The sequence below is a fragment of the Blastococcus sp. SYSU DS1024 genome, from assembly GCF_054050795.1.
This window is the reverse complement of record NZ_JBJHAA010000009.1, coordinates 1-24,293: the sequence shown is the minus strand read 5'-3', so window position 1 is coordinate 24,293 and position 24,293 is coordinate 1. Positions and strand designations below refer to the sequence as shown.

The window sequence follows — 24,293 nt, the reverse complement described above, 5'->3', positions numbered from 1 at the left end:
ATCCGGCCGGTGAGCGGCACATCGAAGACGTCGGCAGCGCACCTCGCGGCGAGCGGGCGGGGGAAGCGGCCATGAGCGAGCCCGACACCCTGTCCCCCGACGCGGGGTCCGGGCTCAAGCGGCGGGTCTTCTACGGCTCGGTGGCGGGCGTCCTCGCCATCGCCCTCTGGGCGACGGCGACCCCGACGTCGGCCGCGGAGACCATCGGCTCCCTGGTCGGCTGGACCTCCGAGTGGTTCGGCTGGTTCTACATCGCCTTCGCCACCGCCGTGCTCGTCTTCGTCCTGGCCATCGCCTTCTCCCGGTACGGAAAGGTCAAGCTCGGCCCCGAGCACTCCACCCCGCGGTTCAGCACCTTCGCCTGGGCGTCGATGCTCTTCGCCGCCGGCATCGGCACCGACCTGATGTTCTTCGCCGTCGCCGAGCCGGTCACGCAGTACCTGGCCCCGCCGGTGGGGGAGGGCGAGACGGTGGAGGCCGCCCGCGAGGCGACCGTGTGGACGCTGTTCCACTACGGCATCAACGGCTGGGGCATGTACGCGCTGATGGGGATGGCGCTGGCCTACTTCGCCTACCGCATGAACATGCCGCTGGCCATCCGCTCGGTGCTGTACCCGATCTTCGGCCGGCGCGTGCACGGCTCGCTGGGCGATGCCGTGGACGTCGCGGCGGTCCTCGGCACGATCTTCGGCGTCGCCACGTCGCTCGGCATCGGCGTGGTGCAGCTGAACTACGGGTTGTCGGTGCTGTTCGGCATCCCCGAGGGCCGGGCCGCGCAGCTGGGGCTGATCGCCCTGGCCGTGGGCGTGGCGACGGTGTCCGCGGTGAGCGGCGTCGACCGGGGCATCAAGCGGCTCTCCCAGCTCAACGTCGTCCTCGCCCTGGGGCTGGCCGGATTCATCCTCGTCACCGGCAACACCGCGTTCCTGCTCAACGGGCTGGTCCAGAACGTCGGGGACTTCGTGAGCAGCTTCCCCGGCCTGACCCTGGAGACCTTCGCCTACGACCGCCCGGACGCATGGCTGAACGGCTGGACGCTGTTCTTCTGGGCGTGGTGGATCGCCTGGGCGTCCTTCGTCGGGCTCTTCCTCGCCCGCATCTCGCGGGGCCGGACGATCCGCCAGTTCGTCGCCGGGACGCTCCTGCTGCCCTTCAGCTACATCCTCATGTGGGTGTCGATCTTCGGGAACAGCGCCATCGACCGCATCCGGCAGGGGGACGCGGCGTTCGGGGAGACGGCGATGAACATCCCGGAGCGGGGTTTCTACACCCTCCTGGCGGACTACCCGGCCTTCCCCTTCATCGCCTCGATCGCGACCATCGTCGGTCTGCTGTTCTACGTGACGTCCGCGGACTCGGGTGCGCTGGTGATGGCCAACCTGTCCTCGCGGCTGCGCCGGCCGCAGGACGACGCGGCCGCCGGCGTCCGGATCGTCTGGGCGGTCGTGACCGGCGTGCTCACCGCCGCGATGCTGCTGGTGGGCGGTGTGCCCGCGCTCCAGAACGCGACCATCATCATGGGCCTCCCCTTCGCGTTCGTGATGATCGCGGTGATGTTCGGGCTGCACCGCGCGCTGCGCAGCGAGGCCGACCGCGCCGTCAGCCGCCACCGGATCGCGCCCACCGGCAGGCCGGCCGCGCGGCGGCGTGCCCGGTTGCGACGGCGCCGGGCGCCCGGCCCGACCGGCCGGGAGCGGGTCGACCAGTACCTCCACGAGACGGCGCGGCCGGCTCTGGCGGAGGCCGCGGCCGAGCTGCGCGCCCGGGACGTCGCATCGGACACGCACTGGGCCGTCGACGACTCCGGCGCGCCCTGCGTCGAGCTCACGGCGCAGACCGACGACGGCGCGCCGTTCCGGTACCGCATCCGGCCCAGCCGCCCGCCGCGCCGCGGGGACGGTGCCCGGCCGTCGTCGGACCCGGGCGCCTCGCAGCTCGACGTCCAGGTGGAGCTGGGCAACCGGGAGAAGGCGGGCGGCTACGACGTCATGAACTACACCCACGCCCAGCTGATCGACGACGTCATGGACCGGTTCGAGCAGCACGCCGCCGGGGCCGCCCGCGGCTGAGCCGGCCGGTCAGCCGTCGAGGAACGACTCGATCACCGGGGCCAGCTCGTCGGCCTCGGTGACCAGCGCGATGTGCCCGCCGCGGTACACGTGCAGCTGCGCCCGGGGGATCAGCCGGGCCATCACCCGCGCGTTCACCACCGGGATGATCGGGTCGTCGTCCCCTGCGACCACGAGCGTCGGCTGCCGGATCAGCCGCAGGAACGGCAGGCTGCTCCAGCCGGTGCTCGAGGCGAGCTGGTAGTAGTAGCCGCGCTTCGGGCCGACCCGGGTGTGCGTGTGCAGAGCCGCTGCGGCCCGCTCGGGCTCGGTGCGCATGGTCCCGCCGTAGATGAGGCCGGCGATCTCGCGGGCGTACTCCGGGTCGCGGTGCCGCCGCGGGGTCAGCATGCGGGCCAGCACGACGGGGCTGGCCGGCACCATGAGGGAGCCGGTCGCCGTCGCGGCCAGCACCAGCCGCCGGCAGCGCCGCCGGTGCTGCACCGCGAAGTGCTGGGCCAGCCCCCCGCCCCAGGACAGCCCGAGGACGTCCACCGGCCGGTGGTGGCCCAGCCGGTCCAGCAGCCCGGCGACCACGGGGCTCAGCGTGGAGAGCAGGTAGGGGACGACGGGCGGCGGTGAGCCGCCCACGCCCGGCACGTCGAAGCGGATGACGGTGCGCCGGGGGTCGAGCGCGTCGACGAAGGGCTGCAGCACCTCCAGGCTGGCGCCGATGCCGTTCATCAGCAGCAGCGGCGGCACGTCGTCGTCCGTACCGGGCCGCACCGCCGTCCGCAGGGTCCGGCCCCCGACGGTCAGGCTGCGGACGACCTCCCGGCTACTCGTCGAAGACATAGGTGCCCGGGGCCTGGGCCAGCACCTCGAGGCCGTTCCCGCCCAGCTCGGCCGGTGCGGGCACCTCCTCGCCCGAACGCTCGCCGAGCCACGCCACGTAGTCCGGCCACCAGGAGCCCTGCACCGTCTCGGCCTGCCGCAGCCACTCCTGCGGGTCCGGCGGCGTCGCGCCCGCCACCTGGAAGGTCGACTTCGGGTTGCCCGGCGGGTTCACCAGCGAGGCGATGTGGCCGCTGGTGGAGAGCACGAACCGGCTCTCCCCGCCGACGAGCTGGGTGGTCCGGTAGCAGGCCTGCCACGGGCAGAGGTGATCGGCGATGCCCGCCGTGACGTAGGAGTCGACGGTGACCGCCGACAGGTCGACCGGCGAGCCGAGCATGCTCGCCCGGCCCGGCTCGGTCAGGGCGTTGCCCAGCGCCACCTCGATGAAGTCGCGGTGCAGGGCCGCGCTCATCCGGGTGGTGTCGGCGTTCCAGAAGAGGATGTCGAAGTTCGGCGGCGGCTTGCCCTGCAGGTAGTTGTTCACCCAGTAGTTCCAGATCAGGTCGTTGGGGCGCAGCCAGGCGAACACCTCGGCCAGCTGGGCGCCGTCGAGGTAGCCCTTCCGTCGCGAGCGCTCGATGGCGGCCTGCACGGCCTCCGGGTCCATGAGCGCGGACATGGTGCCGGCGCGTTCCCAGTCGAGGACGGTGACGGCGTAGCTGGCCGAGCGGATGCGGTCCTGCCGGCCGGTGGCGGCCAGGTGCGCCAGCGCCATCGCGGTGATGATCCCGCCGGAGCAGAAGGCCTGGACGCTCGCCTGCTCCTGGCCGGTGATCCGCTCGACGGCGTCCATCGCGTCCAGCACCGCCTGGCCGTAGGTGTCCAGGCCCCAGTCGGCGTGCCGCTCGTCGGGGTTGCGCCACACGATCATGAACACCTGCTGGCCACCGGCCAGGTAGTGCTCCACGATGCTGCGGCCCGGCGCCAGGTCGGTGATGTAGTACTTGTTGATCGTCGGCGGGACGATCACCAGCGGCACCGCGCGCACGCGCTCCGTCGTCGGCCGGTACTGGATCAGCTCGAAGACCTCGGTGCGGAACACCACGGCCCCCGGCGTGACCGCGAGGTCCTCCCCGACGGTGAAGGCGTCGGGCTCGACCATCGACGGCACCCGAGGCGGGTTCGCCAGGTCCTTGACCATCCGCCGCACGCCCTCGACGGCGTTCTTGCCGCCGGTGTCGATGACCGCCTTGAGGGCCAGCGGGTTGAGCACCGGCACGTTGCTGGGGGCCAGCGCGTCGACCAGGTTCGTCGCGGTGAACCGGATCCGTTCGTCGTCCTGCCAGTCGAGGTCGGCGTCCTCGATCAGCTCCCAGGCCACCCGCGCCGTCGCCAGGTGGACCTGCATGGCCCGCCGGAGCAGCGGGTTGCCGCTCCACGCAGGGTCGGCGAACCGCTTGTCCTTCTTCCCGGGCGCGAGCTCCGAGCGGCCGAGCACGACCTTGCCGAGCTCACGGGCCAGTTCTCCGCCGCGGCGGGCCACCACGTCGGGCTTGCGGGCCAGCGCCGAGCCGAAGCGCAACGCGGTGCCGGCCGGCGGGACCAGCCGGCGCAGCGGTCCGCGAGCGGCATCGACCAGGACCATGTCCAGGCCCGTCGCGGCCTCGGCGGCCTGCTCGGGGGTTCCGGCGGCGGGGTCGCTCTCGGGGCGACCGGCGGTCGGCGTCGAGGCCGTCCGGTTCGGTTCGGTCGCGGGCTGGGCCATGGCGATTCCCTTCGCGCGCTTCCCCCGGGGACGCCGGCGTCGCCGTCCCCGGGGGCACAGTGTGTGACCCCGACCACTCAACCACAGCGCCCGGTGCCCGGCAGGCCGTGCGCCGCCCGTCAGACGATCGCGCTGGACCCCGTGACGCCGCGACCGACGATCAGCGTGTTCACCTCGCGGGTGCCCTCGTAGGAGTAGATCGCCTCGGCGTCGGCGACGTACCGGCCGACGTGGTTCTCCAGCAGGATCCCGTTCCCGCCCATGAGCTCGCGGGCCCAGCCGACGGTCTCCCGCATGCGCATGGTGCAGAACGCCTTGGCCAGCGACGCGTGCTCGTCGGTCATGGTGCCCGCCATCTGCAGCTGCGACAGCCGGGCGCACATCGCCCCCGAGGCGGTGATGTTGCCCAGCATCCGCACCAGCAGGTCCTGCACGAGCTGGAACTCCACGATCGGCTGGCCGAACTGCTCCCGCCCCAGGGCGTAGCGCAGGGCGTGCTCGTAGGCCCCGCGGGAGCAGCCCACGGCCGACCAGGCGACGCCGGCGCGGGTCATCCGCAGCACGTCGGCGGTCTCGCGGAAGCTGTGCGCCTCCTGCAACCGGTTCGCCTCGGGCACCCGGACGCCGTCCAGGGTGATGTGCGCGTTCTGCACGGCGCGGAGCGCGATCTTGTCCTGGAGGTCGACGGCGGTGAAGCCCGGCGTCCCCTGCTCGACGACGAAGCCCAGCACGCGGTCGGTGTCGACGTCGCGCGCCCAGATGATGACCAGGTCGGCGAAGCTGGCGTTGCCGATCCACTTCTTCTCGCCGTCGAGGACCCAGGAGTCGCCGTCCCGGCGCGCGGTCGTGCGCAGCCCGCGGGCGACGTCGGAGCCGTGGTCGGGCTCGGTCAGCCCGAAGGCGCCGATGAGCTCCATGCGGGCCATCGCCGGCAGCCAGCGCTCCTTCTGCTCCTCCGAGCCGCAGAGGTAGATCGAGCCCATCGCCAGCCCCCCGTGCACACCCATGAAGGTGGAGATCGAGGGGTCGCCCTTCGACAGCTCCATGGCGACCATCCCGTCGACGAGCGAGGAGCGCCCCGGGCAGCCGTAGCCCTGGATGGAGGTGCCGGCGATGCCGAGCTCGGCCATCGCCGGGATCAGCTGGCGGGGGAACTCCGCGCGGGTCCAGTACTCGTTGATGACCGGCGTGACCTGCTCGTCCATGAAGGTCCGCACCCGGTGCAGCAGCGCCCGGTCGTCGTCGTCGAGCAGCGCCTCGAGGTCGTAGAAGTCGGAGGTGATCGTCGACGGGTCGCTGCTCATCGGGGCTCGGGCCTCCTGGATCGGGAACGGTCGTCCCCACCTACCCGGGGGTCGTGGTGGCAACCAGGCGTGCCGCGGGCCCGCCGGGGGCAGGACACCGGGCGACCGACCGACCGGAGGAGTCCCCTGATGCGTTCCATCGCCGACCAGACCGTCGAGGAGCTGGGCGGGCCGGGCAGCGTGCTCGTCCGCCAGCGCCGCGACCACGCGGAGCTCGACCGGCTGCTGCACGAGCTCGACGGCACCACCGGCGCCGCCCAGGAGGAGGTGCTCACCCGCATCGACCGGCTCGTGTTCAGCCACGCCTTCGCCGAGGAGACCGTCCTCTGGCCGGTGATCCGCCGGGTGCTGCCCGACGGCGACGCCCTCACGCGGCAGGTGGAGGAGGAGCACCAGGAGGTCAACGAGCTGGTCAGCGCGCTGGAGCGCGACGGCCTGGACCACCCCGAGCGCCCGGCGCGGCTGCGGCGGCTGGTGGAGGTGCTCCGCGAGGACGTGCGCGACGAGGAGGACGTGATGTTCCCGCGGCTGCAGGAGGCGCTCAGCGTCGAGGAGCTGCACGCCCTGGGCCGGCGCTGGGCGGTGATGCGGCGGATCTCGCCCACCCGCCCGCACCCCACCGTCTCCCGGCGCCCACCGGGGAACGCGCTGTCCGGGCTGCCGCTGTCGCTCATCGACCGCACCCGCGACGTCGTCGACGCCGGGGTGCGCCGTGTGCCGGACCGGTTCGCCCCCGTCGGGCGGGCGGTGAGCCAGGGCCTGGCCGCCGTCGCCGGCGTGGTGGAGCGCGTGCCCCTGGCCCGGCGCGGCGACGGGCCGCCGACCAGCCGCTGAGCCGCGCGCCGCGGTCGCGCCCGCGCCCCGGCCTCGCGGTACGGCTGCCGTCCTCGCCGTCCACCGCGATTCGGCTGCGGTACGGCGAGGACGAGCGCCCCCGGGAACGCCGACGGCGCCCTCTCCCGGACCGGGAGGGGGCGCCGTCGTCCGTGCGTGCTGCGCTTACGTGGTCTGCTTGTCGTCGGGCTCGTCCCGGGCGTCGAGCTGGATCTCCTTCTCCGCCCGCGGCACGCCCTCCTTCAGCTCCTTGGTGCGCTCCATCTCGGCGTCGAGCTCGATGCCGAACAGCAGCGAGACGTTGATCAGCCAGAACCAGATCAGGAAGATCACCACGCCGGCGAGCGCGCCGTAGGTGGCGTTGTAGCTGCCGAAGTTCGCCACGTAGAAGGCGAACGCGGCCGACGCGACGACCGCCACCAGGATGGCGATGCCGGCCCCGGGGCTGATGAACTTGAAGCCGCGCAGCTTGGCGTTCGGCGTCGAGTAGTAGAGCACCGCGATCATCAGCGCCAGGATGACCAGCATGACCGGCCACTTGGCCCAGCTCCAGACGGTCAGGACGGTGTCGCCCAGGCCGATCGCCTGGCCGACCGCGTCGACCACCGGGCCGCTGAGCACGAGCATGGCGACGAGCACCGCGGCGAAGAGGACGCCGACCAGGGTGATCAGGATCTGCAGCGGCTTGAGCTTCCAGACCTTGCGGCCTTCCCGCGTCTCGTAGACGACGTTCGCCGCGCGGGTGAAGGCGCCGACGTAACCGGAGGCCGTCCACAGCGAACCGAGGAGACCGAGCACGAGAGCGAAGCCCAGGGGCGCGGTGTTGCCGGCGATGTCCTCGATGGCCGGCCGGATGGTCTCGGCCGCGGACTGCGGGACGACCTGCGTCAGCGCGTCGGTGAGCTGCTGCGGGGTGGTGAACAGACCCACGACGGCCGCCAGGGCGGCCAGCGCGGGGAAGAGCGCCAGGACCCCGTAGTAGGTCAGCGCGGCGGCCCAGTCGGTGAGGTTGTCCTCGCTGAACTCCTTGGCCGCGCGCTTGAACGTGCCGCCCGTCGTGGGCTTGGGGTCGGCGCCGGTGGGCGCGTAATCGGCCCGCGTGCCGCTGATGTTGTCGTCCTGCGGCGCGGGATCGCCGCCGGCGCGGTTGTCGGTGAAGCGCGTCTCAGCCTTGGTGCGGCTGGACGAGCCGGTGGGTCGGGCCATGAAGAAGTCCTCCTGGGACGCGGGCGGTCGCGCCTGTCGATGCCCCGGACGAACCCGTTCCATGCCGGACGCGCCGGTAACGGTCCGGCCACACCGCTCCCGTCGCGGCCACGGGGGATCAGCGCACCCCGGACACCGGTGACCACTCGCCCGCACCGGCGGTGGCCTGCTCCACCTCCGCCAGCGGATCGCGGCCTCGCCGCCCACCGCGCCGGTCGGCGAGCATCCCGAGCAGCGCGACGAGCACGACCACGACCGAGGCGCCCACCCCGATGAGCGCGACCAGCGTGAAGGCGATGGCCCGCGGCATCCCGGTGGCGGCGTCGATGCTGCCCGCGATCAGCGTGACGGCGAGCGTGCTGCCCAGCGCCTGCCCGACCGAGCGGGCGATCGAGTTCACCGCGTTCGCCACCCCGGTCTCGTCCTCCCGGACCGCGTCGACGACGAGCGCGGGCAGTGCCGCGTAGGCCACGGTGACCGAGACCTGGGTGAGCAGGCCGGCGACGATCACCAGCCACGGCTCGCCGCGCGCCCCGGCGAGGAGCGCGAAGCCGGCCACCCCGCACGAGGCGCCCGCGGTCAGCGTGGGCAGCCCACCCAGGCGGCCGACGACCCGGCCCGCGAAGGGCGCGAGCAGGATGCCGACCATCCCGCCGGGCAGCAGGTAGACCACCGCGGCCTCCAGCACGCTCGCGTCGAAGCCGTACCCGGTGACCTCCGGGTCGGCCTGCACGTACTGCAGCACGGCGAGGAAGGAGGCGAACAGCGCGATCCCGCTCATGAGACCGGCCACGTTCGGGACGAGGGTGCGCCGGTCGGCGAGCATGGCCGGGCGCACGAGCGGTTCGGCGGTCCGCCGCTGCAGCGCCACCCATGCGGTCAGGACGACGCCCGAGCCGGCGAGGCAGCCCAGCGTGCCCGGTGAGCCCCAGCCCCAGGCGTGCCCCTGGGAGAGGGGCAGCAGCAGGAGCACCAGTCCGAGACCCAGCAACAGGGCGCCCCACCAGTCGACCCGGCCGCGGACCGAGACCCGGCGGCGCGGGAGCAGCCAGGCGGCGAGGAGCAGGGCGACCAGGGCGATGCCCAGCCCCAGCCAGAAGGCGTTCCGGTAGTCGCCGTCGTCACCGGTGATCAGCCCGGTGGCGACCAGGCCGACGACGCCGCCCACCGCGAGCGTGCTGCTGACCACCGACATCGCCACGCTCAGCCGGGCCTCGGGGAGCTCCCGTCGCAGGACGCTGATCGACAAGGGGAACAGCCCGTAGGACGCCCCCTGCAGCACCCGGCCGGCCAGCAGGGGCGGCAGCGACTCCGTCAGGACGATCAGCAGGGTGCCCAGCACGACCACGACCAGGATGCCTAGGATGACGGGGCGCTCGCCCTTCAGGTCGCCGAGCCGGCCGAGCACCGGGGTCAGGACGGCGGCGGCGAGCAGGTTGGCGGTCAGCACCCAGCCGGCGGCTCCGGGTGAGACCCCGAGCTGCTCCTCGATCCGCCCCAGCGCCGGCACGACCAGGCTCTGCAGCAGCGAGAGCGTGGTGACGCCCAGGGAGAGGGCCACGACCAGCGCCACCGGACGGGTGCCGGAACCGGTGCCGGACGCCGGAGCTGCTGTGGGTTCGGACACCCTGCGATGCAACCACGGCGCGGTTCCCCGCTCGGCGCGCGTCACGGTTGTGCATCGGATCACACCCCCTCAGGTGAACTCCTGGAACGGACGATTGAGACGGCGTCGAACGGGGGACAGTGAGCCCCGACGACGTGCCGCCGCCCCTGACCCGGTGGTGGCATCCGCGAGTTCTGCGAGGAGAGCGATCTGATGATGTTGTGGCCGGCCGTGACCCTGCTGGGGTTCTTCGTCCTGACGGCCCTGGTCATCGCCATGGGCACCCAGTCCACCGCCCGGTACGAGCAGGAGCAGCGAGCGGCCCGCGGTGCCGCGAACACCCGGCGCTCCGGCTCCGAGCCCGTGGGGGCCGCGCGAGCCTGACCCCGCACCGCGCAGCAACGACGGCGCCCCGCCACTCCGTCCGGAGCGGCGGGGCGCCGTCGTCGTTCCTCAGAACCAGGCGTCGCGGGCGTCCAGCACCGTGCGGTCCAGCGACTCCAGCAGGTCGAACCAGGCGCGCGTCCGGGGCAGCTCCCAGCGCCAGAAGTAGCGGGCCGCGGCGCGCTTGCCCTCGTGGAAGTCGGTGCTGCCCGACTCGGCGGCCAGCACCTGCTCCAGCCACAGCCACGCCACCACGACGTGGCCGGCGGCCTCCAGGTAGACGTGGGAGTTGGCCAGGGCCAGGTCGGGGTCGCCCGTGCCCCAGAGCGTGGCGGTCACCGATCCCATCCGCGCGACCGCGGCGTCGAGATCGGCGGCGAAGCCGGCCCACTGCGTCCCGGCGGCGCGGGCCGTCGTCGCGGCGATCGTCTCGCCCAGCAGGGCCAGCCCCGCCCCGCCCTGCATGACGACCTTGCGGCCGAGCAGGTCGAGGGACTGGATGCCCTGGGTGCCCTCGTGGATCGGGTTGAGCCGGTTGTCCCGGTAGAACTGCTCCACCGGGTAGTCGCGGGTGTAGCCGTAACCACCGTGCACCTGGATGGCCAGGTCGTTGGCGGCCAGCCCCCACTGCGAGGGCCACGCCTTGGCGATCGGGGTGAGCATGTCGAGGAGCAGGTGCGCCCGCTCCCGCTCCTCCTGGGTCTCCGCGGTCTGCTCCTCGTCGACCAGGCGCGCGCAGTACAGGCCCAGGGCCAGGCCGCCCTCGGCGTAGGACTTCGCGGCCAGCAACATCCGGCGGACGTCGGGGTGCTCGATGATCGGCACCATGGGCGAGGCCGGGTCCTTCGCGCCCGCCGGCCGCCCCTGCGTGCGGCTGCGTGCGTACTCCAGCGCGTGCAGGTAGCCGGTGTAGCCGAGCACGGTCGCGCCCATCCCGACGCCGATCCGGGCCTCGTTCATCATGTGGAACATGTAGGTGAGGCCCTTGTGCGGCTCACCCACCAGGTAGCCGACGGCGCCGGCCTGCCCGCCCGGCGTGTGCACGCCCTCGCCGAAGTTGAGCAGCGTGTTCGTCGTCCCCCGGTAGCCCATCTTGTGGTTGAGCCCGGCGAGGACGACGTCGTTGCGCTCGCCCAGCGAGCCGTCCTCGTTCACCAGGAACTTCGGCACGATGAACAGCGAGATGCCCTTCACCCCGGGCGGGCCGCCGGGGATCTTGGCCAGCACGAGGTGGACGATGTTCTCGGTCAGCTCGTGGTCGCCGCCGGAGATCCACATCTTGTTGCCGGTGAGCCGGTAGGTGCCGTCGTCCTGCGGGATCGCCCGGGTGGTGATGTCGGCCAGCGAGGAGCCCGCCTGCGGCTCGGACAGCGCCATGGTGCCGAACCAGCGGCCCTCGATCTCCGGGGCCACGTAGGTGTCGATCTGCTCCCGGCTGCCGTGGGCCAGCAGCAGGCGCGCGTTGCCCATGGTGAGGAACGGGTAGGCCGACGTGCCGACGTTGGCCGCCTTGAACCACGCGAAGACGGCCTGCCCCACCACGTGCGGCAGCTGCATGCCGCCGAACTCCTCGTCGAACTCGCCGGCCATCAGCCCCGCCTCGGCGAAGACCTGCAGCGCCTCGGCGACCTCCGGGATCAGCTCGACCTTGCCGTCGACGAACCGTGGCTCGTTCTCGTCGGCCGTGCGGTTGTGCGGGGCGAAGTGGTCGGTGGCGATCTGCTCGGCGAGGTCCAGCACCGCGTCGAAGGTCTCGCGCGAGTGCTCGGTGAACCGGGCTCGCTTGGTGAGCGACTCGACGTCGAGCCACTCGTTCAGCAGGAAGTCCAGGTCACGGCGGGACAGGATCAGCGACGACGGCACGGGGATCTCCAGGCGCGGGGACGGCGACGGGTGCGAACCAGTTCACACTAGGCCGGTTGCCCGGCGGCGCGGCGCGGGTAGGGCGGGAGCGCCCGCAGCCGACCCGAGGAGCACGCCGTGGAGCTACCCGCCATCGTCAGCCGCGCGGGGGGTGCGCTGCTGAGCTCCCTGCAGCACGTCCGCCTGCCCGGCGTCGGCCAGGCGTCGGTCACCGACGACCCGGCCACCGCCGCCCGCAGGTGGCGGGCGGTCACCGTGCTCCGCACCGCCGAGGAGGTCGGTGCGCTGCCCCCGCCGCTGGACCGGCTCGGGGACCGCATCGAGGTGCGCACCGGGCCCGCGCCGGGAGATCGGGGCACGGAGCTCTCCGCGCGCTTCCGCGGCACCCCGTCGGAGGCGGAGATCGGCGAGCTGAGGGCTGCGCTGCGGGAGGCCAAGCAGCTGCTGGAGGCCGGTGAGGTGCTGCGCGTGGACCCGCAGCCGCACGGCGTCCGGAAACCCACCCCGCAGGGGGCGGCGCTGGAGGGCATGACCGCGCGTGCCGGCAAGGAGGGCGTGCTGTGAAGGCGGCGACCTGGACGGGCGTGAACGAGATCGCGGTCGAGGACGTCCCCGAGCCGCAGCTCCTCAACGACCACGACGTCATCCTCAGGATCCGGCAGAGCGTCACCTGCGGCTCCGACCTGCACCTGCTCGGCGGGTACATCCCGTTCATGCGGGCCGGCGACGTGCTGGGCCACGAGTTCATCGGCGACGTCGTCGAGGTCGGCAAGGCCGTGAAGCACCGGAAGGTCGGCGACCGCGTCGTCGTCGCGCCGTTCGCCGCCTGTGGCAGCTGCTGGTACTGCCGGCAGGAGCTCTACTCCCTCTGCGACAACGGCAACCCGAACCCGGGCATCACCGAGGGGCTGTGGGGCCAGAGCCCCGGCGGCTGCTTCGGCTACTCCCACGCGATGGGCGGCTTCGCCGGCAGCCACGCCGAGTACATGCGCGTGCCCTACGCCGACGTCGGCACGTTCGTCGTCCCGGAGGCGATCTCGGACACCCGGGCGCTGTTCGCCTCCGACGCCGCCTCGACGGGCTGGATGGGCGCCGACCTGGCCGGCACGCAGCCCGGCGACGTCGTCGCGGTCTGGGGTGCCGGGGGAGTGGGCCAGATGGCCGCCCGCGCGGCGATGCTGCTCGGCGCCGAGCAGGTCGTGGTGGTCGACCGGGTGCCCGAGCGGCTGGCGCAGGTGCGCGAGCACGTCGGGGCCGAGGCCGTGGACTACACGACCACGGACGTCGTCGCGGAGCTGCGCGAGCGCACCGGTGGCCGGGGCCCGGACGTGTGCATCGAGGCCGTCGGCATGGAGGCGCACGCCCCTGGTGCGCCCGGGATCTACGACCAGGTCAAGCAGCAGCTGCGGCTGCAGACCGACCGGCCGACCGCCGTCCGCGAGGCGGTCATGGCCTGCCGCAAGGGCGGCTCGGTCTTCACCCTGGGCGTGTTCGCCGCGATGGTGGACAAGTTCCCGCTGGGTGCGGCCATGAACAAGGGGCTGACGATCCGCGGCGCCCAGGTGCACGCCCAGCGGTACATCCCGGAGCTGCTGCGCCGCATGGAGGCCGGCGAGCTGGTCACCGAGCACCTGGCCACGCACGTCATGCCGCTCACCGAGGCGCCCCGGGGCTACCAGCTGTTCAAGGACAAGGACGACGGCTGCGTGCGCGCGGTCTTCCAGCCCTGACACCGTCGTCCTCCGGGCGACCACCGCGACCAGGAGCCGTGCACCGGTGGGTCGAGGTGCGTCAGCGCGGGGTGTCGGGCCGGTCGCCCGGCTGCCCCACCGGCGGGGGGACCGATGTCGGTGCGGCCGCGCCGACGGCCTCGGTGGCCTCCTCCGCGGGGTCGCCGGGATCGCTGGTCGCCGTCCCGGCCGCCTCGCCCTGGCGGGCCTGGATGCCCGACTTGGTGCTCAGCGCGAGTTGCGGCAGGAACAGGAACACGAAGAACCCGACCGCCACCACGCAGGCGGCGATGAGGAACACCAGGTCGATGGAGTTCGCGAAGCCGACCTTGAACGGCTCGGCCAGCGCCGCCGGCAGCTCCTGGATGAAGGAGGTGTCGTCCAGCGCTGCCCCGCCGCCGGCATCCAGCTGCTGGAACCGGGGAGCCAGCTCCGGGTTGGCCCGCACGGTGTCCTGGACGGCGGCGTCGATGTCCCGCGGCAGCCGGGTGAACAGGATCGACAGGAAGGCCGCCGTCCCGATGGTGCCGCCCATCTGGCGGAAGAACGTGACCGAGGAGGTGGCCACGCCCATCTCCCGGGGGGAGACGGCGTTCTGGACGGCGAGGATCACCGGCTGGAAGTTGAAGCCGAGCCCCAGGCCCAGCAGCACCATGAACGGCACCAGGGACCAGATGGAGGTGTCGGCCTCGACGAGGAAGGACATCGACAGCAGCGCGATCACCATGAGCGCGATGCCGACGAGCGGGAAGACCTTGTACCTGCCGGTCTTGGAGATGGCGATGCCCGAGCCCATCGCGCCGACCATGATGCCGCCCACGAGCGGGATCATCTGCAGCCCCGCCACCGTGGCGCTGGACCCCTGCACGATCTGCAGGTACTGCGGCAGCAGCAGCAGGCCGCCGAACATCCCGGCGCCCATGACCACGCTGCCGATGCCGCTGACGGCGAAGCTCCGGTTGCGGAACAGCCGCAGCGGCAGCAGCGCGTCGTCCCCGTAGGCGCGCTCGGCCAGGACGAACACCACGAAGCCGACGGCGCCGATCACGTAGCAGGTGGCCGCCGCCGAGGAGCCCCAGCCCCAGGTGCGGCCCTGCTCGGCCACGACCAGCAGCGGGACCAGGAAGGTGACCAGCGCCAGGGCGCCGGGCCAGTCGATCCGGTGCTCGCGACGCTCGTGCGGGAGGTGCAGCACCCGCGACACGGCGGCGAAGGCCAGCACGCCGAGCGGCACGTTGATCCAGAAGATCCAGCGCCAGCCGTCGACGCCGAGGATCGAGTCGTGGCCGGCGAAGAAGCCGCCGATGACCGGGCCGAGCACGCTGGAGGTGCCGAAGACGGCCATGAAGTAGCCCTGGTACCGCGACCGCTGCCGGGGCGGGACGATGTCGCCGATGATCGCCAGCGCCAGTGACATCAGGCCACCGGCGCCGATGCCCTGGACCGCCCGGTAGGCGGCGAGCTGGTACATCGTGTCGGCGATGCCGCACAGCGCCGAGCCGGCCACGAAGATCGTGATCGCGAACAGGTAGAACGGCCGCCGGCCGTAGATGTCGGAGAGCTTGCCGTACAGCGGCGTGGCGATCGTCGAGGTGATGAGGAAGGCGGTCGTCGCCCAGGCCTGCAGGTCGTAGCCCTGCAGGTCGTCGGCGATCGTGCGGATCGCCGTGGCCACCACGGTCTGGTCCAGGGCCGCCAGGAACATCGCGACCATGAGGCCGACCAGGATGGTGACGATCTGGCGGTGGCTGAAGGTGCCGCCGGCATCCGGGGCGGCGGCGGCCGCACGGGCGCTGCGGCGGGCTGCCGCGGCGGACCGGGTGGTCTGGCTCATCGGTTCTCTCCAGCTGGATGGGTGCTCGGGGCGGCGGCGCTCTCGGCGGCTCCGGGCAGGTCGGCTGCGATGTCGTCGAGCAGGCGGCCGAACAGGGTGGTCAGGGTGGCGAGGTCGGCCTCGTCCCAGTGCGCGGTCACCCGCGCCAGGTGGGCCGTGCGCTCGCTGTGCAGCGCATCCAGGGCGGCGCGTCCGGCGTCGGTGACGACGAGTCGGCTGGCCCGGCCGTCGCTCTCGTCGGCGACCCGGCGCACCAGCCCCTGCTCCACGAGCGCCGCGACGTGCCGGCTGATGGTGGAGGGGTCGGCGTGCACCAGCTCGGCCAGGGCCCCCTGGCGCAGCGGACCTTGGCGCACGAGTGGGAAGAGCAGGACCAGTGCGGCGCGGTCGCGGTTCTCCGGGGCGGGGACCTGGTTCTTCAGGGCCTGGTTCTTCAGGGCCTGGGCCAGCCGCATGAACCGCGGCATCTGCTCGGAGAGCAGCTCGACCTGCGGACGGCCGCCCGCGGGGTCGGTCGCCCCGGGGCGCGCGAGGGAAGACATGGGCCTCCAGGGACGGGGAATTAGATGCACGATACAACCCGTTGCGCGGCACATGCAACGAGTTGCAGGCGGCACGGTCGGTCGCGTGACCCGCCACCGCCCCGCCGGGAGCGCCGCAGTGGGATCCTGGACGGCGGCCGCCCGTCCCGGGGACGGCGCCCCGGTACCCACCCCGCCCGAGAGGAACGCGAGCGCCCTCGTGAGTCATGTGCAGCACGAGCAGCGGGCGCCGCGCGACGAGCTCCGGGAACGACTCGGTGACCTGACCCTGGCCGACGAGCATCGGCTGCGCCGCCGGCTGGACGGGCTGCGCCGGACGAAGGACGCGGGCGCGCGCGAGCGGCAGCGGGAGCGCATCGCCGCCGAGGTGGCGGCGGCCGAGGAGCGGATCGCTCGGCGCCGGGCCGCCGTGCCCGCGATCGGCTACCCGGAGGAGCTGCCGGTCAGCGCACGACGCCAGGACATCGCCGCCGCGCTGCGCGACGCCCAGGTCGTCGTCGTCGCCGGCGAGACCGGGTCGGGCAAGACCACCCAGCTGCCCAAGATCGCCCTCGAGCTCGGCCGCGGTGTGCGGGGCCGCATCGGGCACACCCAGCCCCGGCGGATCGCGGCGCGCAGCGTGGCCGAGCGGATCGCCGAGGAGCTCGGCACGCCCCTGGGCGAGGTCGTCGGGTTCAAGATGCGCTTCGCCGACCAGGTGTCGGACTCGACGCTGGTGAAGCTGATGACCGACGGCGTGCTGCTGGCCGAGATCGCGCACGACCGGCTGCTGCGCCAGTACGACACGATCATCATCGACGAGGCGCACGAGCGGAGCCTCAACATCGACTTCCTGCTGGGCTACCTCGCCCAGCTGCTGCCGAAGCGCCCCGACCTGAAGGTCGTCATCACCTCCGCGACGATCGACGTCGAGCGGGTGGCCAAGCACTTCGGTGACGCGCCGGTGGTGGAGGTCAGCGGCCGGACCTACCCGGTGGAGGTGCGCTACCGCCCGGTCGTGGACCCCGACCGGGCGGGTGGGGAAGACGGAGCCGACCCCGACCGCGACCAGGTCAGCGCGATCCTCGACGCCGTCGACGAGCTGGTCGCCGAGGGGCCCGGCGACATCCTGGTCTTCCTGGCCGGGGAGCGGGAGATCCGCGACACCGCCGACGCCCTGGCCGACCGCGCCCTCCCGAACACCGAGATCGTCCCGCTCTACTCGCGGTTGTCGGCCGCCGAGCAGCACCGGGTGTTCCAGCCGCACACCGGCCGGCGGGTCGTGCTGTCGACCAACGTCGCCGAGACGTCACTGACGGTTCCGGGTATCCGCTACGTGATCGACCCGGGGACCGCGCGCATCTCCCGGTACAGCCATCGCACGAAGGTCCAGCGGCTGCCCATCGAGCCGGTCAGCCAGGCGTCGGCCCGCCAGCGCTCGGGACGGTGCGGGCGGCTCGGCCCGGGCGTCGCGATCCGGCTCTACAGCGAGGACGACTTCCTCGCCCGGCCCGAGTTCACCGATCCCGAGATCTTGCGCACCAACCTGGCGTCCGTGCTGCTCCAGATGGCCGCGCTGGACCTCGGGGAGGTCGCCGAGTTCCCGTTCATCGACCCGCCTGACCGCCGGTCCGTCGCCGACGGGCTCGCGCTGCTGGAGGAGCTGCACGCTCTCGACGAGCACGGCAGGCTGACCGCGACCGGCCGAGCCCTGGCGGCGCTGCCGCTGGACCCCCGCATGGCCCGCATGGTGGTGGAGGGCGACCGGCGCGGAGTCCTCGACGAGGTGCTGGTCATCGCGGCCGGCCTGACGATCCAGGACCCGCGCGAGCGGCCCGCTGATCACCAGCAGGCCGCCGACCAGATGCACGCCCGGTTCGCCGACGAGAACTCCGACTTCCTGGCCCTGCTCAACCTGTGGCGCTACCTCGGCGAGCAGCAGGACGCGCTGTCCGGGAACCAGTTCCGCCGCACCGTGAAGCGGGAGTTCCTGCACTACCTCCGCATCCGCGAGTGGCAGGACCTGCACGGCCAGCTGCGCGGCACCGCGCGGCGCCTGGGCATGGCGGTCGGCGAGCCGGCGAGCGAGCCCGACGAGCGCGGCATCCACGCCGCCCTGCTGGCGGGGCTGCTGTCCCACGTGGGCATGCAGGTCGAGCCGGTCAAGGGCCGCGACGGCAAGCCTGGCCGCCCGGGCCGGGAGTACCTCGGCACCCGCAACACGAAGTTCGTGATCGCGCCCGGCACCCCGCTGGCCAAGAAGCCACCGCGCTGGGTCGTCGCCGCGGAGCTGGTCGAGACCAGCCGGCTGTTCGCCCGCACGGTGGCCCGCATCGACCCCGAGACCGTCGAGAAGCTCGCCGACCACCTGGTGAAGCGTCAGTACTCCGAGCCGCGGTGGGACGCCAAGCGGGGCTCGGTCGTCGCCACCGAGCGGGTGACCCTCTACGGGCTGCCGCTGGTCGTGGGCCGGCGCGTCCAGTACGGCTCCATCGACCCGGTGGTGTCCCGGGAGCTGTTCATCCGGCACGCGCTCGTCGAGGGGCAGTGGACGACGCACCACCGCTTCTGGGCCGAGAACCAGCGGGCGATGGAGCAGGTCTCCGCGCTGGAGGAACGCGCCCGCCGCCGGGACATCGGTGTCGACGACGAGACGGTGTTCGAGCTCTACGACGCGCGCATCCCGGCCGATGTCGTCTCCACCCGGCACTTCGACAGGTGGTGGAAACGGGCCCGCCACGAGCGGCCGGACCTGCTCACGTTCACGGCGGAGATGCTCACCAACGCCGCGGCCGCCGGCCAGGTGCGGGTGGAGGACTACCCCGACGCCGTGGAGTTGTCGCAGGGGCTCACGCTGCCGCTCTCCTACGCGTTCGCCCCCGGCAGCGCCGAGGACGGCGTGACCGTCGACGTGCCGCTGGGCGTGCTGGACTCGGTGGCCCAGCGCACGTCGGGGGAGTCGCTGGCCTTCACCGTGCCGGGCGTGCGCGAGGAGCTGGTGACGGCGCTGCTGCGCACGCTGCCCAAGCAGCAGCGCCGGGCGCTGGTCCCGATCCCCGACCGGGTCCGCGCCGTCCTGCCCCGGATCGACCCCGGCGAGCCCCTGCTGCCGGCCCTGGAGCGGGAGCTGCGACGGGCGGCCGGTGTGGTGATCCCGCCGGACGCCTGGCAGCCGGACCAGGTGCCCGACCACCTGCGCGCCACCTTCCGCGTGCTCGACGACCAGCACCGGCCGCTGGCGACCGGCAAGGACCTCGCGGCGCTCAAGGCCCAGGTGGCGCCCCAGGCGCGGGCCAGCCTGGCGCGGGCGGCGTCGGACCTCGAGCGGACCGGCTGCACGTCCTGGCAGTTCGGCGAGCTGCCCCGCACCGTGGAGGTGCGCCGCGGCGACCACGTGGTCACCGCCTACCCCGCGCTGGTGGACGAGGGGGCGACGGTCGGCGTCCGCGTGGTGCCGACCGAGGCGGAGGCGAGCCGGCTGACCTGGCGCGGCGCCCGCCGGCTGCTGGTCGTGGTCGCCGGCTCGCCGGTCAAGCAGGTGGTGAAGGGTCTGGGGCCGGCCACCCGGCTGGCCCTGCAGTTCAACCCGGACGGCGAGATCCCCGACCTCGTGGCCGACTGCGTCGACGCGGCCGCCGACGAGCTGATCGCCGCGGCGGGTGGGCCCCCGCGGGAACCGGAGGCGTTCGCGGCGCTGGTGACGACGGCCAAGGCGCAGCTGCAGCCGCTCGCGGTCGACGTCGTCGGCCGGGTCGAGGCCGTGCTGACCCGGGCGCGCGAGGTGGCGGTGGCGATCGGTGCGGCGCCGGGCCGCCGGGTGCCCGACGCGGCGGTCGCCGACCTCCGGCGCCAGATGACCGGGCTGCTGCACCGCGGGTTCGTGGCCGCGACCGGACGCCGGCGCCTGCCCGACGTCGTCCGGTATCTCGCGGCGATGGCGCACCGGCTCGAGAAGCTGCCGGCGAACGCGGCGCGCGACGAGCTGGGGATGCAGCAGGTGGCCGCGGTGACGGCCGAGTACGAGCAGCTGCGGCGGCAGGTGCCTTCGACCGGGGCGCCGGACGACCCGGTCGTCCGGGTGCGCTGGATGATCGAGGAGCTGCGGGTGGGGCTCTTCGCCCAGAACGTCGGCACACCGCGCCCGGTCTCCGAGCAGCGCATCTACAAGGCGATCGACGCGGTCCTGGGGTAACCCGCCGGGCTCACCCCGCCTTGCCGGCGCCGCTCTCCTTCAGCAGCGCCGAGATGCGCTGGCGGGTGACGCCGAACAGCGCGGCGATCCCGTTGATGCTCACCTTCTCGCGCTGCAGCGCCGCCGCCTCCTCGCACCGCCAGGTGTGGCCGGCCGTCGCCAGGGAGGCCAGCACGGTGGAGACGCTCTCGACCACCAGTGGGCGGGACTCCTCCGTCACCAGCTCCAGCCACGGCCGGCCGGCGCGGCGCTCCACCAGTAGCTGGTCGGCCCGGGCTCGAGCTCGTTGCAGCTCCGTGATCGAGGCGTCGATGCATGCGATCAGGCCTTCGAGCGCCTGCGTGGCGGGCTCGTCCGGTGCTGAGCCCGGGCTGCTCATGCTGCACCTCGCGGACGTGGTCGACGGGACGGGTGAACCCCAGCCGGATACAGGTTGCACACAACCGGAATCGTACGCAAGGGGGGTTGCGCCCCGACCCTCCGGGGTGGACAGTTGCGCACAACACAGTTGAGTTCCGGGTCCGGACTGCCGATGAGTCCGACACCGGGCGCCCCCGCCGACCCCCGCCCGCCGGCAGAACGGAAGCACCATGTCCACGCTCAGCGCCAGCCTCGACCTCCCGCCGGTCGCCGCCAGCGTCCCGGCGGCGCGCCGCCTGGTACGCGAGCTGCTGCGGTCGTGGGGCGCCCGCCAGGACCACGACGACGCGGCACTCCTGGTGACCGAGCTGGTGGCCAACGTGGTGGACCACGTGGGCGGCAGCACGTGCCTCACGGTGGAGGCGACCTTCTCCGAGGACTGGCTCCGGCTCGCCGTCGTCGACTGCTCCCCGGTCCGTCCGGCGGTCCAGCAGCTCTCCCGGGACCGTCCCCGGGGCCGGGGCATGCTGATGGTGGAGGTCCTCGCCGACCGGTGGGGGTGCGAGGACCACCCCGACGGCAAGCGGGTGTGGTTCGAGCTGCGTCCGCCCGGGCTGTGAGCCACTCGCTGGTTTGCCGCCCTCGCCGAGCGGGGACCGGCGAAGGGGAAGCCAGCCGAAGGAAGGGACTGCGCGATGAGCGAGCCGAACACCCACGCCGCCGGTGAGGGAGTCTCCGACGAGGAGATGATCGAGACCGTCGCCGGCCAGACCGACAGCGCATCGGAGAACGCCGACGTCGCGGGCAAGGACTGGGACGGCGACCCGGGCGCGGCACCCGCGCCGACCGACGAGGCCTGACCTCCCGACGTCCCGCACCGCCCCCGTCCCGCTCCCGGGACGGGGGCGGTGCCGCGTTCCGCCGTCGGGTCCGCGCTGACAGACTGCGGTGATGAGCGCCACGACGGAGACGCGGTCGGCACCCTCGGGCGCGGCGCCCGGGCCGCTGACCCGTCCCGTGCGCACCGCGGTGCGCTGGGCCGTCCGGCACGGCCTGCCGGCGGCCTACCTGTCCCGCAGCGCCCGCCGCGGCGACCTGGTCGGCCGGCTGATGCGCGATCCGGCGCTGCGCGAGCACCCCTACGACCTCTACGAGCAGCTGCGCGCCCGCGGCCCGCTCTCGGGCAGCAGCCTGGGTCTGGTGACGTCGTCGCACCCCGTCGCCCAGGAGGTCCTGCGCAGCGAGCGGTTCGGCGTCGGCTGGGACCGGTCGGCCGCCCCCGGGGTGATCCGCTGGGCGCTGGAGTTCGGCGACGATCCCATGGCGGCCGGCGTCGCCGAGCCGCCGTCCATGCTGGTGGTCGACCCGCCCGACCACACCCGGTTCCGCCGGCTGGTGAGCCGGGCCTTCACGCCGCGGGCGACGACGGCGTTCGAGCCGGCCATCCGGCGCACCGCCGAACGCCTCCTGGACGACCTGGCGCACCGCGACGGCACGGTCGACCTCGTCGGGGCCTACGCCGCGCAGCTGCCGGTGCTGGTGATCGCGGACCTGCTGGGCGTGCCCCTCGAGCGCCGGGAGGACTTCCTGCGGTGGGGTGCAGCGGCCGCCGCGACCCTGGACCCCGGCCTGCCGCTGCGCCGGTACCTCGCCGCCGAGAAGGCGCTGCGGGCCATGCACCGATTCCTCGGGGAGCACTTCGCGCGGCTGCGCCGCGACCCGGCCGACGACCTGGTCAGCCGGCTGGTCACCCTGCCGGCGGAGGAGGCGCTCACCGACCGGGAGCTGCACGCCACGGTGCTGCTCCTGCTCGGCGCCGGCTTCGAGACCACGATGAACCTGCTGGGCAACGCCGTCGTGCTCCTCGACGCGCACCCCGGCGAGCGGGAGCTCCTCCGCGGCGGCGCCGCGGGCTGGGACGACGCCGTCGAGGAGGTGCTCCGGCTGGACAGCCCCGTGCAGCTGACCGGCCGGACGGCGCGTGCGGACGTCGAGCTCGCCGGGCGGCGGGTGGCCGCCGGCACCCGGGTGACGCTCCTGCTCGGGGCCGCCAACCGCGACCCGGACGTCTTCCCCGATCCGGCGCGCTTCGACGTCACCCGGGCCAACGCGCGCGAGCACCTGGCCTTCTCCGGTGGCATCCACTACTGCCTGGGTGCGGGGCTGGCGCGGCTGGAGGGCGCCATCGGGTTGCAGGCCCTCGACGAGCGCTTCCCGCGGCTGCGGGTGGCCGGCCGCCCGCGACGCCGCGACCTGCGGACGCTGCGCGGTTTCGAGGTCCTCCCGGTGACCCTGCGCTAGCTGCCGGGGACGAGCATCCCGGCGCCGGCGGTGGTGTCGGTGAGCCTCCGCGTCCGCGCGTCCTCCGCTGCCCCGGACGGGGGAACTCCGAGAATTCGGCCCTGCCACTCAACCTTCACGGCCGTCGACGGCGTGTCTATGGGTGGACCGCGCGCCCGCTGGGGGCAGCCGGAGAGGGGAGCCCCTGTGGGCAAGGAGTTCGACGAGGAGTTCGCCCACTTCGTCACGCACTGGTCACCGGCGCTGCTGCGGGTGGCGTTCCTGCTGACGTCCGACCGGGGTGAGGCCGAGGACCTGCTGCAGACGGCGCTGCTGAAGACGTCGCGACACTGGGGCCGGCTGGCCGACCGTGAGGCGGCCTACGCCTACGTGCGGCGGGTTCTCGTGACCACGCACACCAGCTGGCGGCGCCGGCGCAGGGTGCACGAGGTGCTCATCGACCAGTTCCCCGAGCCCGGGCCCAGCGCGTCGAACCCGAGCGGAGCAGGCCGGGCGCTGCAGGCGCTCGAGGAGCTGTCCCCGCGGATGCGCGCGGTCGTGGTCCTGCGCTGCTACGAGGGCCTGTCCGAGGCCGAGACGGCCGAGGCCCTGGGCTGCTCGGTGGGCTCGGTCAAGAGCCAGACCAGCCGCGGACTCGCCCGACTGCGCGTCCTGCTCGCCCAGCCCACCACCAGCATCCTCACCCCGGAGGGAGCACGATGAACGACCTGGACCTGCGCGCCGCCCTCCACCGCGACGCCGACCTGGTCGGCGAGCCGCCCGCGGACCTGCTCGACCAGCTGGCCTCCCGGCGGCAGCACCTGCGGCGTCAGCGCGCCGGAGTGCTGGGCGCCGTCGCCGCCGTGGCCGTCCTCGTCGCCGGCATCCCGGTCGGCGCGGCGTTCCTCACGAGTTCCAGCGGTACGACGGCCACCCTGCCGAGCGCGCCCGCCACGTCGGGCACCCCCGAGCCCGCCCCGCCGTCGCCGGCTACCTCGTCGTCCGCACCCGAGACGCCGTCCGCACCCGAGACGCCGGAGCCGGCCGCAGCGCCGGAGCAGGTCGTCGTCCCCCCGGCGCCGGATGCCGATCCGGTGTGCGACTGGGCCGCGATCGCGGATGCGCTCCCTGCGGACACGGGCGAGGTGACGTACCGGCTGCACCTCGGCGACGGCGAGCTGTGCTCGGGGCCGTGGGCAGCGGCCGGCTTCAGCTACCGCGAGATCTTCGACGGTGAGGAGTACGGCCACGGACGGGCCGGCCTCTTCCACCACGTCGACGGGCAGTGGACCTACCTCGACCGGGAGTTCCACTGTGACGACTCAGGCATCCCGGACGCCATCTGGGAGCGCGCCTGCAACGTGAGCTAGGGGATCCGTGGTGGGGGGGGGGGGGGGGGGGGGGGGGGGGGGGGGGGGGGGGGGGGGGGGGGGGGGGGGGGCGGGGGGGGGGCGGGGCGGGGTGGGGGGGGGGGGGGGGGGGGGGGGGGGGGGGGGGGGGGGGGGGGGGGGGGGGGGGGGGGGGGGGGG

Annotated in this window: 20 protein-coding genes; 11 read left to right on the top strand and 9 right to left on the bottom strand. The window is 73.6% G+C overall.

The genetic code is table 11. The features are described from left to right. The first annotated feature begins 71 nt into the window (after window positions 1–71). Window positions 72–2,069: a choline BCCT transporter BetT gene (gene betT / locus ACI79S_RS10240; protein ID WP_456593323.1), complete on the top strand. Its 1,998-nt coding sequence runs from the start codon at window positions 72–74 to the stop codon at window positions 2,067–2,069. 9 nt (window positions 2,070–2,078) lie between these two features. Here betT and phaZ read toward each other — a convergent pair whose 3' ends face one another. The 3 genes from phaZ to ACI79S_RS10225 form a co-directional block, all read right to left on the bottom strand. Beyond that, a complete protein-coding gene (phaZ, locus tag ACI79S_RS10235) occupies window positions 2,079–2,903 on the bottom strand; it encodes a poly(3-hydroxyalkanoate) depolymerase (RefSeq protein ID WP_456593322.1) in 825 nt (274 codons plus the stop codon). Then, the gene (locus ACI79S_RS10230) at window positions 2,887–4,650 is read right to left on the bottom strand and encodes a PHA/PHB synthase family protein (RefSeq protein WP_456593321.1); all 1,764 of its coding nucleotides are present in this window, start codon (window positions 4,648–4,650) and stop codon (window positions 2,887–2,889) included. The genes phaZ and ACI79S_RS10230 overlap by 17 nt, the downstream gene beginning before the upstream one ends. A gap of 119 nt (window positions 4,651–4,769) precedes the next feature. Further along, window positions 4,770–5,954, bottom strand: a complete 1,185-nt coding sequence (locus ACI79S_RS10225; RefSeq protein WP_456593320.1) for an acyl-CoA dehydrogenase family protein — start codon at window positions 5,952–5,954, stop codon at window positions 4,770–4,772. A gap of 129 nt (window positions 5,955–6,083) precedes the next feature. Between ACI79S_RS10225 and ACI79S_RS10220 the strand changes: the two genes are divergently transcribed. After that, window positions 6,084–6,788, top strand: coding sequence for a hemerythrin domain-containing protein (locus tag ACI79S_RS10220; protein ID WP_456593319.1), 705 nt, complete (start codon window positions 6,084–6,086; stop codon window positions 6,786–6,788). 165 nt (window positions 6,789–6,953) lie between these two features. On the opposite strand, the gene ACI79S_RS10215 is transcribed toward ACI79S_RS10220, so the two are convergent. Together ACI79S_RS10215 and ACI79S_RS10210 are read right to left on the bottom strand one after the other, a co-directional pair. Further along, complete coding sequence (locus tag ACI79S_RS10215; RefSeq protein WP_456593318.1) at window positions 6,954–7,994, bottom strand: YihY/virulence factor BrkB family protein; 1,041 nt, start codon at window positions 7,992–7,994, stop codon at window positions 6,954–6,956. A 118-nt stretch (window positions 7,995–8,112) separates the two neighbouring features. Further along, a complete protein-coding gene (locus ACI79S_RS10210; RefSeq protein ID WP_456593317.1) occupies window positions 8,113–9,621 on the bottom strand; it encodes an MFS transporter in 1,509 nt (502 codons plus the stop codon). A 192-nt stretch (window positions 9,622–9,813) separates the two neighbouring features. Between ACI79S_RS10210 and ACI79S_RS10205 the strand changes: the two genes are divergently transcribed. Further along, window positions 9,814–9,984, top strand: coding sequence for a hypothetical protein (locus ACI79S_RS10205; RefSeq protein ID WP_456593316.1), 171 nt, complete (start codon window positions 9,814–9,816; stop codon window positions 9,982–9,984). A 69-nt stretch (window positions 9,985–10,053) separates the two neighbouring features. Here the strand turns inward: ACI79S_RS10205 and ACI79S_RS10200 are convergent, their stop codons facing one another. Then, window positions 10,054–11,847, bottom strand: a complete 1,794-nt coding sequence (locus tag ACI79S_RS10200; RefSeq protein WP_456593315.1) for an acyl-CoA dehydrogenase — start codon at window positions 11,845–11,847, stop codon at window positions 10,054–10,056. A 117-nt stretch (window positions 11,848–11,964) separates the two neighbouring features. Between ACI79S_RS10200 and ACI79S_RS10195 the strand changes: the two genes are divergently transcribed. After that, window positions 11,965–12,411 (top strand): hypothetical protein, encoded by a 447-nt coding sequence (locus tag ACI79S_RS10195; protein WP_456593314.1) that lies wholly within the window; start codon window positions 11,965–11,967, stop codon window positions 12,409–12,411. Further along, window positions 12,408–13,577: a zinc-dependent alcohol dehydrogenase gene (locus ACI79S_RS10190; RefSeq protein WP_456593313.1), complete on the top strand. Its 1,170-nt coding sequence runs from the start codon at window positions 12,408–12,410 to the stop codon at window positions 13,575–13,577. Before ACI79S_RS10195 ends, ACI79S_RS10190 begins: the two co-directional genes overlap by 4 nt. Window positions 13,578–13,638: 61 nt before the next feature. Here ACI79S_RS10190 and ACI79S_RS10185 read toward each other — a convergent pair whose 3' ends face one another. Beyond that, window positions 13,639–15,411: an MDR family MFS transporter gene (locus ACI79S_RS10185; protein ID WP_456593312.1), complete on the bottom strand. Its 1,773-nt coding sequence runs from the start codon at window positions 15,409–15,411 to the stop codon at window positions 13,639–13,641. Continuing rightward, a complete protein-coding gene (locus tag ACI79S_RS10180; protein ID WP_456593311.1) occupies window positions 15,408–15,953 on the bottom strand; it encodes a MarR family winged helix-turn-helix transcriptional regulator in 546 nt (181 codons plus the stop codon). Before ACI79S_RS10180 ends, ACI79S_RS10185 begins: the two co-directional genes overlap by 4 nt. A 199-nt stretch (window positions 15,954–16,152) precedes the next feature. Between ACI79S_RS10180 and hrpA the strand changes: the two genes are divergently transcribed. Then, window positions 16,153–20,124, top strand: coding sequence for an ATP-dependent RNA helicase HrpA (hrpA, locus tag ACI79S_RS10175; RefSeq protein ID WP_456593310.1), 3,972 nt, complete (start codon window positions 16,153–16,155; stop codon window positions 20,122–20,124). 10 nt (window positions 20,125–20,134) lie between these two features. Here the strand turns inward: hrpA and ACI79S_RS10170 are convergent, their stop codons facing one another. Next, complete coding sequence (locus ACI79S_RS10170) at window positions 20,135–20,503, bottom strand: hypothetical protein (protein WP_456593309.1); 369 nt, start codon at window positions 20,501–20,503, stop codon at window positions 20,135–20,137. 211 nt (window positions 20,504–20,714) lie between these two features. Between ACI79S_RS10170 and ACI79S_RS10165 the strand changes: the two genes are divergently transcribed. The 5 genes from ACI79S_RS10165 to ACI79S_RS10145 all read left to right on the top strand — a co-directional run bounded on the left by ACI79S_RS10165 (window position 20,715) and on the right by ACI79S_RS10145 (window position 24,134). Next, a complete protein-coding gene (locus tag ACI79S_RS10165) occupies window positions 20,715–21,104 on the top strand; it encodes an ATP-binding protein (RefSeq protein WP_456593308.1) in 390 nt (129 codons plus the stop codon). Between the two features lie 75 nt (window positions 21,105–21,179). After that, complete coding sequence (locus ACI79S_RS10160; protein WP_456589971.1) at window positions 21,180–21,344, top strand: hypothetical protein; 165 nt, start codon at window positions 21,180–21,182, stop codon at window positions 21,342–21,344. A 91-nt stretch (window positions 21,345–21,435) separates the two neighbouring features. Further along, window positions 21,436–22,785: a cytochrome P450 gene (locus tag ACI79S_RS10155; protein WP_456593307.1), complete on the top strand. Its 1,350-nt coding sequence runs from the start codon at window positions 21,436–21,438 to the stop codon at window positions 22,783–22,785. A 186-nt stretch (window positions 22,786–22,971) separates the two neighbouring features. Beyond that, window positions 22,972–23,487 (top strand): SigE family RNA polymerase sigma factor, encoded by a 516-nt coding sequence (locus ACI79S_RS10150; RefSeq protein WP_456593306.1) that lies wholly within the window; start codon window positions 22,972–22,974, stop codon window positions 23,485–23,487. After that, a complete protein-coding gene (locus ACI79S_RS10145) occupies window positions 23,484–24,134 on the top strand; it encodes a hypothetical protein (protein ID WP_456593305.1) in 651 nt (216 codons plus the stop codon). Before ACI79S_RS10150 ends, ACI79S_RS10145 begins: the two co-directional genes overlap by 4 nt. The last annotated feature ends 159 nt before the right edge of the window (window positions 24,135–24,293 follow it).